Genomic DNA, 12,590 nt, shown 5'->3' on the forward strand with positions numbered 1-12,590 from the left:
GGATGCCAGGACCAGAGGCTGCGCGGCGCGCCCTCGGCTCAGCGGCCGAGCGCGCGCGCCCGCGCGTACTCAACATCGGGCAGGTCCTTGCCGACCTGAGCGCTGAATTTCCCGGAATCAGCGCGTCGAAAATCCGGTTCCTGGAGGAAAAAGGGCTTGTTTCGCCGCAGCGCACGCCGGCCGGCTACCGGAAATACACGTCCCAGGATGTAGAGCGTCTCCGTTTTGTCCTGGCATTGCAGCGGGACCAGTACCTGCCGCTCAAAGTCATCAAGGACTACCTCGACGCCGTTGACAGGGGAGAGCGGCCCGAATCCCTTCCCGGCGGCATCACCCTGGCTCCGCGCGCTGTGTCCGAACAGCTGGCGGAGGAACTCGCGGCGCGTACCCGGGCACGGCTGCTTTCTTTCAGTGAGCTGGTCGCGGAGTCCGGGGCGTCCGTGGAGCTGGTCCGCAGCCTGATCAGCTTCGGCCTTATCACCGCCCCCGACCAGCAGTATGATGAACACGCCCTGAAGGTCGCCAAAGCCTGCCGACAGCTGGAAGCCCACGGCATAGAACCACGGCACCTGCGGCCGTTCCGGGCCGCGGCGGACCGTGAAATCGGACTAGTGGAACGCGTTGTTGCCCCCGTTGCCTCCAGACGGGACGTCGCGTCGCAGGCACGGGCCGCAGAGACGGCGCGGGAGATCAGCGATCTCTGCCTCAGCCTGCACAGTGCCCTGGTCCACGGACAAATAGCCCGGATGGAGAGCTGAAGCGAATGCAGGAAGTCGAAGTTGTAGGCGTCCGGATCGAACTGCCTTCCAACCAGCCCCTTGTCCTCCTCAAGGAGGTTGAGGGGGAGCGGCACCTGCCCATCTGGATCGGAGCCCCCGAGGCCAGCGCCATCGCCTTTGTGCAGCAGGGAATCGTTCCCCCGCGCCCGATGACCCATGACCTCATGGTCAGCGTGATCAAGGCCCTGGGCCGCCGCGTTACAGAAGTCCGGCTGGTGTCCGTGGAGGACACGGTCTTCCACGCCGAACTGGTGTTCGACGACGGCGCACGGGTTGGTTCGCGGGCATCGGACGCGATCGCAGTGGCACTGCGTGCCGGCTGCCCGATTATGTGCGCAGATGCTGTCCTCGAAGATGCCGGAGTCCGGATCACTGAATCCGATGACGAGGAAGACGAAGACGAAACCGAGAACGCGGAGCAGGAACTGAGGCAGTTCCGGGAGTTCCTGGCGGACGTTGAACCCGAGGATTTTGAGCGCTGACGGTTTTCGACACGCTTCAAAAAAACCGGCGGCATCTTTGACCTTGCCTGCGCGCGGATCTAACGTCGAAGCATAGAGTTCCCATTGCGCCAATGGGCTACCGGAGACACACTAGTGAGAACGCTGGCATCCCTGCCGGCAGGAACAGGTCCAGCCAAAGGCTGACAGTCCCACTCCACTTCGGTAGCCGTGCGGCTACAGACTTCGCGGGGACCGTTACTAGGAGGAACAGTGAGTCCGAAAGGCGATGCCGGCGAACACCGCGCCGTAGCCCCCGGCAAGGTACTGCCGGCAAGTGCCCAGGGACTGCTGTTCACCGAAGACCTGCCGGTCCTGGATGAAGACGCAGGATACCGGGGCCCCACCGCCTGCAAGGCTGCAGGCATCACCTACCGCCAGCTGGACTACTGGGCCCGTACCGGCCTGGTTGAGCCCGCCGTCCGCGGTGCCTCCGGCTCAGGCACACAGCGCCTCTACAGCTTCCGGGACATCCTGGTCCTGAAGGTCGTCAAGCGCCTGCTGGACACTGGGGTTTCGCTCCAGCAGATCCGCACAGCAGTGGAGCACCTGCGGGAACGCGGTGTGGAGGACCTCGCCCAGATCACCCTGATGAGCGACGGCGCCAGCGTGTACGAGTGCACTTCCGCAGACGAAGTGATTGACCTTGTCCAGGGCGGACAGGGAGTCTTCGGCATCGCCGTCGGCCGTGTCTGGCGCGAAGTGGAAGGCAGCCTGGCCCAGCTTCCCAGTGAGCACGCTGACGATCACTCCTACCCGGAAGACGAGCTGAGCCGCCGCCGCGCAGCACGCAAGATCAGCTAGGTCCTGCCGGAACTTAGCCCCAAACCAAAAACAAAAGGCCGCTTCCCTCAGGGGAGCGGCCTTTTGCTGTGCGGCTTCTTAGCCTGCAGGGCGGCGCATCACGCAGTTGCGGACGCTTCCGGTCTGTACAAGGTTCTTCAGCAGGGCATCGAAAGTTGCTGCGGCCTGCTTCGCGGAATCACCGGGCCAGTGGTGCACGGAATGGGCAGCGCCCTGGATTTGCTGCCAGTTGGCGTGCTCGGCGATGTTGGGCTCCATCAGCAGCTCACCGAACATCTGTTTCATTTCGGCCAGGCGGAACGTGTGTTCGTTCGATGTGGGACGCACACGGTTGGCAACGATGCCGGCGGGGGCCAGGTTCGGTGCGAACTCCTGCCGGAAGAGGTCCAGTGCACGCATGGTGCGCTCGGTGCCGGCTACCGAGAAAAGCCCGGGTTCCGCGACGAGCACCACCCGGTTACTGGCGGTCCAGGCCATGCGGGTCAGTCCGTTCAGCGAAGGCGGGCAGTCAATCAGGACCAGTCCGTAGCCTTCTACCCGGCCCAGGAGGGTGGACAGACGCTTCAGGTCCCGTTTGCCGAGATCGGGCCGGTCATAGATCCCCGAATAGGCAGATCCCATGGCGACGTCGAGCACAGGCTGGCGCTTGGGGTCACTCCCGGGCTGCTTACGGGCGGTTTCCACCCAGCCGCTGGGCATGACGTTGGCCTTCAAATCGGCCCTGCGGGCATTGCGCAGCATTTCGCCGATGCCCAGGTTGTTCCCGGGGGAGACCGCCAGGCCGGTGGTCGCATCGGCATGAGGATCGAGGTCCACGACCAGGGTAGGGATGCCGGCAGCCAGAGCGGCTGATGCCAGGCCCAGCGTCACGGAGGTCTTGCCGACGCCGCCCTTCAGGCTGCTGATGCTCACTACTTGCACTTGTTGAACCAAAACCTAACGTGTCGAGGGATCACGGGCGCCGGGTCCGTGCCAGGGAACCGTAATCATTCTATGTGACGCTACCCGACAGGCCCGTTAGGCGCGGGTTTGCACATCCTGGCCCTGCATTGAACTATGTTCGTGTGTGATGTGTCATACCCGGTTACCGTAGGCCGGACCCGTGCAGAGACTGAACGGTGATGCCCGACGGCCCGACTCCAACCAACGCAATGATGCAGGAGTGCAATGTTCTCGAAGATCCTGGTAGCCAACCGCGGCGAAATTGCCATCCGAGCCTTCCGTGCGGCCTATGAACTTGGCGCCAAGACAGTCGCCGTCTTCCCGCATGAGGACCGCAACTCCATCCACCGGCAGAAGGCGGACGAGGCTTACCTGATCGGCAGCGAAGGCCACCCCGTGAGGGCTTATCTGGATGTGGAGGAAATTATCCGCGTGGCCAGGGAAGCCGGCTGCGACGCGATCTACCCGGGCTACGGATTCCTCTCCGAGAACCCACAGCTGGCCAGGGCAGCGAAGGCCGCCGGGATCACCTTCATCGGACCGGACGCTGACATCCTGGAGCTGGCCGGGCACAAGGTCCACGCACTGAACGCGGCCAGGGAAGCCGGAATCCCCGTGCTGCGCTCGACCGCTCCCAGCGCCGACCCCGAAACCCTCCTGGCAGAAGCGGAGGAGATCGGGTTCCCCATCTTCGTCAAGGCCGTCGCCGGCGGCGGCGGCCGCGGCATGCGCCGGGTAGATACAGCCCACGACCTGCCCGAAGCGCTGAAGGCCGCCATGCGCGAAGCTGACTCCGCTTTCGGCGACCCCACGGTGTTCCTGGAGCAGGCCGTGCTCCGGCCGCGGCACATTGAGGTGCAGATCCTGGCCGACAACGAGGGCAATGTTATCCACCTGTTCGAGCGCGACTGCTCCCTGCAGCGCAGGCACCAGAAGGTCATCGAAATAGCCCCGGCACCGAACCTGGATGAGAACATCCGCCAGGCCCTCTACCGGGATGCCGTCACCTTCGCCAAGTCACTGAAGTACGTCAATGCCGGAACCGTTGAGTTCCTGGTGGACACCGTGGGTGAACGGGCCGGACAGCACGTGTTCATCGAAATGAACCCGCGCATCCAGGTTGAGCACACCGTCACCGAAGAAATCACGGACGTGGATCTGGTCCAGTCCCAGATGCGCATTGCTGCGGGGGAGAACCTCGCGGACCTGGGCCTGGTGCAGGAAGACCTGCAGATCCGCGGCGCGGCCCTGCAGTGCCGCATCACCACCGAAGACCCGGCCAACGGCTTCCGGCCCGATGTCGGCAAGATCAGCGCCTACCGGTCTGCCGGCGGAGCCGGGGTCCGGCTGGACGGCGGGACCGTGTACGCCGGTGCGGACATCAGTCCGCACTTTGACTCCATGCTGGTCAAGCTCACGTGCCGCGGCCGCAACTACCCGGCAGCCGTTGCCCGCGCCCGCCGGGCACTGGCCGAGTTCCGCATCCGCGGAGTCTCCAGCAACATCTCCTTCCTGCAGGCCGTCCTGGAGGACCCGGATTTCGTTGCCGGCGACGTCGCCACCTCCTTTATCGAAGAGCGGCCGGAGCTGCTCAATGCCCGCGGGCCCGCTGACCGGGGAACCAAGCTGCTGAACTGGCTCGCCGACGTCACCGTCCACAAGCCGAACGGTGAGCTGCCCGCCCAGATCGATCCCCGCGAGAAGCTGCCAACTGAGCTTCCCGACCCCAAGCCCGGATCCCGCCAGCGCCTCCTGGAACTCGGTCCGGAGAAGTTTGCCGCAGAACTGCGCGCCCAGCAGGCACTGGCCGTCACGGACACCACGTTCCGCGACGCTCACCAGTCCCTGCTGGCCACCCGTGTCCGCACCCGCGACCTCGTGGGAGCTGCCCCCGCCGTCGCGGCCCTCACCCCGGAGCTGCTGTCCGTTGAAGCCTGGGGCGGCGCCACCTACGACGTCGCACTCCGCTTCCTCGGGGAGGATCCATGGGAGCGGCTGGACGCCCTGCGCCAGGCACTGCCGAATATTTGCATCCAGATGCTGCTCCGCGGCCGCAACACGGTGGGCTACACGCCGTACCCGACCGAGGTCACGGACGCCTTCGTCGAGGAAGCAGCGGCGTCGGGCGTTGACATCTTCCGGATCTTCGACGCGCTGAACGACGTCAGCCAGATGGCTCCTGCTATCGAAGCGGTCCGGCGGACCGGTACGGCCGTCGCCGAAGTCGCGCTGTGCTACACGGCAGACATGCTCGATCCGCAGGAGAAGCTGTACACGCTGGATTACTACCTGGACCTGGCACAGAAAATTGTCGATGCCGGGGCGCACATCCTGGCTATCAAGGACATGGCCGGACTGCTCCGCCCGGCCGCTGCTGCCAAGCTGGTTGCCGCACTGAGGGAACGTTTCGACCTGCCCGTCCACCTGCACACCCATGACACAGCCGGCGGCCAGCTTGCCACGCTGCTCGCCGCCGCGGAAGCAGGGGTCGACGCCGTGGACGTGGCCAGCGCGACGCTGGCCGGCACCACCAGCCAGCCCTCGGCGTCGTCCCTCATAGCGGCACTGGCACACACCGAACGTGACACGGGCCTGGATCTGGCCGCCGTCAGCTCGCTGGAACCGTACTGGGAAGCCGTCCGCCGTGTCTATGCCCCCTTCGAGTCGGGGCTGGCCGGGCCCACCGGACGCGTGTACCGGCATGAGATCCCCGGAGGCCAGCTCTCGAACCTCCGCCAGCAGGCAATTGCCCTGGGTCTTGGCGAACGCTTCGAAGCCATTGAAGACATGTACACGGCCGCGGACAGGATCCTGGGACGCCTGGTCAAGGTCACACCGTCCTCCAAAGTGGTCGGGGACCTGGCGCTGCAGCTGGTCGGCAGCAACGTGGCGCCGTCGGACTTTGAAGAGAACCCGCAGAACTACGACATCCCGGATTCAGTGATCGGGTTCCTCAGCGGCGAGCTTGGCGACCCGCCCGGAGGCTGGCCGGAACCGTTCCGCACCAAGGCGCTGCAGGGCCGCAAGCCCAAGGCACGCCACGTGGAGCTGACCGACATCGACGAGCAGGGACTGGCCGGAGACTCCACCACGCGGCGCGAGACCCTGAACCGGCTGCTCTTCGCCGGGCCGGCCCGTGAATTCGCGACCACCCGGGAGGCTTACGGCGACCTCTCCGTCCTGGACACCCGGGACTACCTCTTTGGCCTGCGTCCCGGCGTGGAACACGTTGTAGAACTTGAAAAGGGCGTCCGGCTCATCGCAACGCTCGAGGCGGTCTCCGAGCCCGACGAAAAGGGCATGCGGACGGTGATGACCACCCTCAACGGACAGATGCGTCCCGTAATGGTCCGGGACCGCAGTGTCACTACGGACGCGAAGGTTGCCGAACGTGCAGATCCGGCCCAGCCGGGCCATGTGGCCGCGCCGTTCGCGGGAGCTGTCACCCTTACGGTCGAGGAAGGCGCCCAGGTAGCAGCCGGTGAAACGGTCGCCACCATTGAGGCGATGAAGATGGAGGCCTCGATCACCGCACCCGTTGCAGGCAAGGTCAAGCGGCTCGCAGTCAGCGGGGTGCAGCAGGTGGACGGCGGTGACCTGCTGGTGGTCATAGAGCCCAGCGCATAATTCAGCCGGGTGCCGGAGCCTGCGCCGATAGACTGGAAGCGTGACTCATTACGATCTCGCCATCATCGGCTCGGGCTCCGGCAATTCCCTCATCACCCCGGATTGGGACAACCGGAAGGTCGCCGTCATCGACGGCGGAACCTTCGGGGGCACCTGCCTGAACGTCGGGTGTATTCCCACCAAGATGTTCGTTTACCCGGCCCAGCTTGCCGCCTCCGCACAGGAGGCCGGGCGGCTGGGAGTGGACCAGCGCGTGGAGAAGGTCCGCTGGCGTGAAATCCGCGACCGGATCTTTGGCCGCATCGACGCCATCTCAGAAGGTGGGCGGCGCTACCGTGCAGAGGAACTCGAAAACGTCACGCTCTACAGCGAATACGTCCGTTTCACTTCGCCCCACCGCCTGGAGACAGCCTCCGGCCAGGAAATCACCGCTGACCAGATAGTGGTTGCGGCAGGTTCCCGCCCGGTGCTGCCGGATATCCCGGGCATGGACCTGCCGCAGGTCCACACCTCGGATACCGTCATGCGCGTGGATGACCTGCCGGACCGTGTGCTGATCCTGGGCGGCGGCTACATTGCAGCCGAATTCGGGTTTGTTTTCTCCGCTTTTGGGTCCCGGGTCACCATGGCGGTCCGCTCCGGCGCCCTGCTCCGCGCCCAGGACGAAACCGTGTCCGAACGCTTCACGGCAGCAGCTGCCGGTCAGTGGGACGTCCGCCTGCACACGCAGGCCGAGTCCCTGAAGGAAAACCCGGACGGTTCCGTCCGCGCCGTCCTGAACGGTCCGGACGGCCGGACGGACCTCGACGTCGACCTTGTCCTGGTGGCCACCGGCAGGGTTCCGAACACGGACCGGCTGGACCCTGCAGCGGCAGGCCTGGACGTTGAACCGGACGGCAGGCTCGCCGTGGACGAGTACCAGCGGGTCCTTAGCGGCGGAAAACCCGTACCCGGGCTCTGGGCACTGGGAGACGTGAGCGGTGCCGACCAGCTCAAGCACGTGGCAAACCTTGAGGCCCGGACCGTGGCCCACAACCTCGTCCACCCCGAGGCCCTGCAGGCGTCCTCCCACCGCTTTGTTCCCGCCGCCGTATTCAGCCACCCCCAGATTGCCTCCGTTGGCCTCACCGAAGCCCAGGCACGCGACTACGCCCTGGCCAACGGGCTGGACCTGGTCATGGCGGTGCAGGAATACGGCTCGACGGCGTATGGCTGGGCCATGGAGGACAGCACCGGATTCGTGAAGCTGCTGGCTGACCGCACCACCGGCAAGCTGCTGGGCGCCCACATCATGGGCCACGAGGCGTCCATGCTGATCCAGCCGCTCATCCAGGCCATGGCTTTCGGGCTGGACGCCGCCACGATGGCGCGGGGCCAGTACTGGATCCACCCGGCCCTGACAGAAGTAGTGGAGAACGCGCTGCTCTCGCTGGGCACCGATCCCCAGGACACGGAGCTCCGTCCCTGACGCTGTAAGCCAAAAAGAGGCGGGAGCCCCGGAACGAATCCGGGGCTCCCGCCTCTTTTGTGTGCCCGTTGCCGGCCGCGCAGGCTAGACGCGCTGGCCGGAATAGATCTCCTCGACCACGTCGGAGAAGTCCTTGAGCACCTGGGCCCGCTTGATCTTCAGCGACGGCGTGAGGTGGCCGCTGGACTCGGTGAAGTCAGTGGTGACTACGCGGAAGACCTTGATCTGCTCGGCCTGGGACACTGCCTTGTTGGCACGGTCAACGAGGGTCTGGAGCTCGTCCTGCAGCTGCTGGGACTGGGCCGCTTCAGCAACCGTGGTGGTTGCCGGCATGCCGTGCCGCTCCAGCCAGCCGGGCAGTGCTTCCTCGTCAACGGTGATCAGTGCCGCGATGAACGGGCGCTGGTCGCCGACCACCACGCACTGGGACACAATCGCATCGGCCCGGATCGAATCTTCCAGCATGGCGGGGATGACGTTCTTGCCGCTGGCTGTGACGATGATTTCCTTCTTGCGGCCGGTGATCTTCAGGAAGCCGTCGGAATCAAGCTGGCCAATATCTCCGGTGCGGAACCAGCCGTCGGCGAAATTGTCCTCCGTGAGGTCGGGGCGCTTGAAGTAGCCCTTCATGACGCTGATGCCCTTGGTGAGGATTTCTCCGTCGTCGGCGATCTTGACGGCGTTTCCCGGCAGCGGTGCACCGACTGTGCCGATCTTGATCAGCTGGGGAGTGTTCACGCTGATGGGGGCCGTGGTTTCGGTCAGGCCGTAGCCTTCCAGGACCATAACGCCGATGCCATGGAAGAAATGTCCCAGGCGGTCCCCGAGCGGGGCTCCGCCGGAGATGGCGTACTGTACCCGGCCGCCCATGGCGGTGCGGATCTTGGAGTAGAGCAGCTTGTCGAACAGCGCATGGCGCAGCTTTAGGCCCAGCGGCACCTTGCCCGCTTCATTGGCCTTGGACCATTCGATGGCCGTCTTGGCGCCGGCATGGAAGATCTTGCCCTTGCCGCCGTCCTCGGCCTTCAGCATGGAGGAGTTGTAGACCTTCTCGAAGACTCGGGGGACCACCAGCAGGAAGGTGGGCTTATAGCTCTGCAGGTCAGGGAGCAGGTTCTTGACGTCCGGGGTGTGTGCCACGGTGGAACCCGCCGCAACAGCCAGCACCGAGATGAACCGCGCGAAGACGTGTGCCAGGGGCAGGAACATGATGGTCTGGGCACCCTCCTTGGCAACTTCAGGCAGCGCAGCGGTCGAGTTGCGGGAAAGGTTCACGAAGTTGCCGTGGGTGAGCTCGCAGCCCTTGGGCTTCCCCGTTGTGCCGGAGGTGTAGATGATGGTGGCGGTGTCTGCCAGGGTCGCAGCTGACCGGCGTGACTCCAGCTCCTCGTCCGTGACGGATGCACCGGCTTCGCGCAGCTGGTCCAGCCCGCCGCCGTCCATCTGCCAGACGTTCTTCACTGAGGAGAGATCTGCGTCGGCTCCTGCCTGGCGGACCACGTTCTCATGCCGGGCTGCCTCGACGATTATGCCGGCTGCCTCGGAATCGCCAAGGATCCAGGCAACCTGTGCGGGGGAGGAGGTTTCGTAGACGGGAACGGAGACTGCACCTGCGAACCAGATCGCAAAGTCCACCAGCGTCCACTCGTAGCGTGTGCGTGCCATGATTCCCACGCGGTCGCCCTGCCCGATTCCGCTGGCGATCAGGCCCTTGGCAATGCGGGAAACATCGGCGAGGAACTCCGTGGCACTGATGTTGGTCCAGTTCTCACCCGTCGAACGCACGGCGAAAAGCGCCGGATTGGACGGCTTGGCTGCCTGTTCCAGAAGCAGGTCCGTAGTGTTCGTCTCCGGTGAGGATTCCACTAGGACTGGAACGCTGTATTCGCGCACGATAGCTCCTTTGATATCTGTTTGGACGGCGGGTTGCCCCTTAGCCTATAACCTAGATCACATTTTATACTGGCCGGTAACTTTCGAATCCATAACGCTTGCGTGTGCGGGGGTTGCCCTTTGCCTAGAATGGGTCTTTGATGCCTCCCCTGAACCCAGCTCCTGTTCCCCCCGTTCCTGCTGCCCGCTGGCCGCGCCGTCCGGCCGACCCGCTTCGGCCGCGGCGAAGCGCACGGCTGGCTTCTCCCATGCGGCGCCGGGGGCTGGCCATCGGGATTGACATTGGCGGAACCAAGGTGGCGGCCGGGCTGGTGGATGCCAGCGGCCGGGTGCTGGAAGTCCTCCGGCGGTCTACCCCCGGGCAGGACCCCCGCGAGGTTGAAAAGGTCATCGTGGAACTGGTCCGTGAGCTCTCCGCGCATAAACACGTGTGGTCCGTAGGGATCGGCGCAGCGGGATGGATGGACCTCACCGGCAGCACTGTTCTCTTCAGCCCGCATCTCGCCTGGCGGAATGAACCCCTCCAGGAGAACCTTGAGCGGCTGCTGCGGCGCCGGGTGTACCTGGCCAACGACGCCGACGGCGCAGCCTGGGCGGAATGGCGCTTCGGCGCCGGCAGGGGAGAGAGCCGGCTCGTCTGCATCACCCTGGGAACGGGAATAGGCGGCGCCATGATCATGGACGGCCGGCTGGAGCGCGGCCGCTTCGGCGTGGCCGGGGAGTTTGGGCACCAGATCATCATGCCGCAGGGACAGCGCTGCGAATGCGGCAACCGCGGCTGCTGGGAGCAATACGCTTCGGGTAACGCGCTGGGACGTGAAGCACGTGAACTCGCAGCCGCCAATTCTCCCGTGGCACAGGAACTTCTGCGCAGCGTGGACGGCAGGATCCCGGACATTACCGGTGCAGTGGTCACCCGCCTCGCCCTCGAAGGGGACCGCACCGCCGTCGAACTGGTAGGCGAAGTAGGGGAATGGCTGGGGCTGGGCCTGGCGAACCTTGCTGCGGCGCTCGACCCGGGCATGTTCGTGGTGGGCGGCGGCCTCAGCGACGCCGGGGAGCTGCTGCTTGAACCCGCAAGGCGTGCGTACGCCCGAAACCTCACCGGACGGGGTTTCCGTCCCGAGGCGCGGATTGAGAAAGCTGCGCTTGGACCGGAAGCCGGGTTGATCGGCGCCGCGGATCTTTCCCGGGTCGCTGCCCGGCGCTAGGGTCCCGCTGCGGCTAGACCGCAGCTCCGTCGTCGTCCGCATCCCTGGACTGAGGAAGCCGGAATAAAAGGTAGCCGGCGCACGTCACGAACACGGCGACGATGCCAAGGACCACCGGCATGGGCGCACCGCGCCAGAACATTGCGAAGAGCAGCAGCAGCAGCGGCCCGCCTGCGGCACCCAGCCAGGCGAGGATCACCAGCGGCTCACCGCTGCCCAGCGGCGGCGGTTCCTCCGGGATAAACGTTCCGTCGGTCTCGTCTTCCTCGGGTATGTAGTCCCGTGGGCCGGATGCCGGCTGCTGGCGGCCGCGGTGCAGGGGCTGGTTCTCGAAGATGGCACGGGTGCGTTCGGCGGGAGTGCGCGGCTCGGCGGCAGGGGGCGTGCCCGTGTCCGGCGCCGTCCGTGGAGCCTCTGCCTGTTTCCCCGGCTGGTCCGGTGCCGGCGGATGCTGCCGGGGATCAGTGTCCGGGGTCTCCTGCAGCCGCGCCACCAGGTCCAGCCAGGTGGCTTCATCGGTGGATTCGTTGCGCTCCGGTTCGCGGTCACTCATGCTGGGGCACCTGCACTCACCCTCTGGATGAATTCGTGGGAACGGTCAAAAATCAGCTGTGCGTCGTGGTCCATTGTTGCCACATGGTAGCTGTTGGCCAAGGGGATGACTTCCAGTTCGGAGGTTCCGATCCGCTCCCGGAGCACGTCCATGCTGGATTCGGGCACCACCGGGTCAACGGCGGAACGGAAAGCGATAACCGGGGCGTTCACCCGGGGCAGGAGCTCGGCCGTGTTCCTGAACAGCTTCAGCAGCTCCGCCACTGCACCCACCGGTGTCCGTGAATACGCGCCTTCGTCCTGGCCCGGCATCCGGATGCTGTTGCCGATTGCGGGAACAGAGGGCATCACGTACTTGAGCAGGTGGGCGTAGCGTGCCCTCGGGTCAGCCACAGTCAGGCCGGGGTTTACAACGGCTACCCCGGCAACCGGCTGCAGGGCAGCGAGGCGCAGGGCCAGGGCCCCGCCCATCGAAAGACCGGCGGCCACAACTCGTTCAGTGCGCCCCGAAAGCTCCCTGTAAGCGTCTTCATAACCCTCGTACCAGCGCTGCCACGGGGTGCGTGCAAGTTCCTTCCACGTGGTTCCGTGGCCCGGGAGCAGGGGCAGGCTCACCGCATATCCGGCGTCCGCCAGGTAGCGGGCCCAGCCCAGCATGCTCACGGTGGATCCGGTGAACCCATGGCTGAGCAGGACGCCGGTCGATGCGTTTGGGCCTTCGCCGGCGCTTGAAAACGGCGCAGGGCCCCCGGGGGAAGTCATGTCTCTATGGTTGCATTAGGCGAGTGATTTTCCACCCCGCCGGAAACAAAGT

10 protein-coding genes are annotated in these 12,590 nt (G+C 65.4%); 6 read left to right on the plus strand and 4 right to left on the minus strand.

The genetic code is table 11. The features are described from left to right. Positions 1 to 2 precede the first annotated feature (2 nt). The 3 genes from ftsR to FYJ28_RS00095 all read left to right on the plus strand — a co-directional run bounded on the left by ftsR (position 3) and on the right by FYJ28_RS00095 (position 2,083). Positions 3 to 758, plus strand: coding sequence for a transcriptional regulator FtsR (gene ftsR / locus FYJ28_RS00085; RefSeq protein WP_055241836.1), 756 nt, complete (start codon positions 3 to 5; stop codon positions 756 to 758). A 5-nt stretch (positions 759 to 763) separates the two neighbouring features. Continuing rightward, positions 764 to 1,261 (plus strand): bifunctional nuclease family protein, encoded by a 498-nt coding sequence (locus FYJ28_RS00090; protein WP_055241835.1) that lies wholly within the window; start codon positions 764 to 766, stop codon positions 1,259 to 1,261. 231 nt (positions 1,262 to 1,492) lie between these two features. Next, positions 1,493 to 2,083, plus strand: a complete 591-nt coding sequence (locus tag FYJ28_RS00095; protein ID WP_055241833.1) for a MerR family transcriptional regulator — start codon at positions 1,493 to 1,495, stop codon at positions 2,081 to 2,083. A 78-nt stretch (positions 2,084 to 2,161) separates the two neighbouring features. Here the strand turns inward: FYJ28_RS00095 and FYJ28_RS00100 are convergent, their stop codons facing one another. After that, positions 2,162 to 3,004 carry a ParA family protein gene (locus FYJ28_RS00100; protein ID WP_326831392.1) on the minus strand — a complete coding sequence of 281 codons (843 nt, stop codon included), beginning with the start codon at positions 3,002 to 3,004 and terminating at the stop codon, positions 2,162 to 2,164. Positions 3,005 to 3,250: 246 nt separating this feature from the next. Here FYJ28_RS00100 and FYJ28_RS00105 point away from each other — a divergent pair, with 246 nt between their 5' ends. After that, positions 3,251 to 6,652, plus strand: a complete 3,402-nt coding sequence (locus FYJ28_RS00105) for a pyruvate carboxylase (protein ID WP_154577886.1) — start codon at positions 3,251 to 3,253, stop codon at positions 6,650 to 6,652. A 40-nt stretch (positions 6,653 to 6,692) separates the two neighbouring features. Further along, complete coding sequence (locus FYJ28_RS00110) at positions 6,693 to 8,120, plus strand: mycothione reductase (RefSeq protein WP_326831393.1); 1,428 nt, start codon at positions 6,693 to 6,695, stop codon at positions 8,118 to 8,120. 84 nt (positions 8,121 to 8,204) lie between these two features. On the opposite strand, the gene FYJ28_RS00115 is transcribed toward FYJ28_RS00110, so the two are convergent. Next, a complete protein-coding gene (locus FYJ28_RS00115) occupies positions 8,205 to 10,013 on the minus strand; it encodes an AMP-dependent synthetase/ligase (RefSeq protein WP_326831394.1) in 1,809 nt (602 codons plus the stop codon). A gap of 140 nt (positions 10,014 to 10,153) precedes the next feature. Here FYJ28_RS00115 and FYJ28_RS00120 point away from each other — a divergent pair, with 140 nt between their 5' ends. Continuing rightward, entirely contained in the window at positions 10,154 to 11,224 is a 1,071-nt protein-coding gene (locus FYJ28_RS00120) for an ROK family glucokinase (RefSeq protein ID WP_154577887.1), read from the plus strand. 13 nt (positions 11,225 to 11,237) lie between these two features. Here FYJ28_RS00120 and FYJ28_RS00125 read toward each other — a convergent pair whose 3' ends face one another. Next, complete coding sequence (locus FYJ28_RS00125) at positions 11,238 to 11,777, minus strand: hypothetical protein (protein ID WP_055241822.1); 540 nt, start codon at positions 11,775 to 11,777, stop codon at positions 11,238 to 11,240. After that, entirely contained in the window at positions 11,774 to 12,538 is a 765-nt protein-coding gene (locus FYJ28_RS00130) for an alpha/beta hydrolase (RefSeq protein ID WP_055241820.1), read from the minus strand. Before FYJ28_RS00130 ends, FYJ28_RS00125 begins: the two co-directional genes overlap by 4 nt. Positions 12,539 to 12,590 lie beyond the last annotated feature (52 nt).

It is taken from the genome of Arthrobacter sp. BL-252-APC-1A (assembly GCF_009696625.1).
Lineage (GTDB): Bacteria > Actinomycetota > Actinomycetes > Actinomycetales > Micrococcaceae > Arthrobacter_B.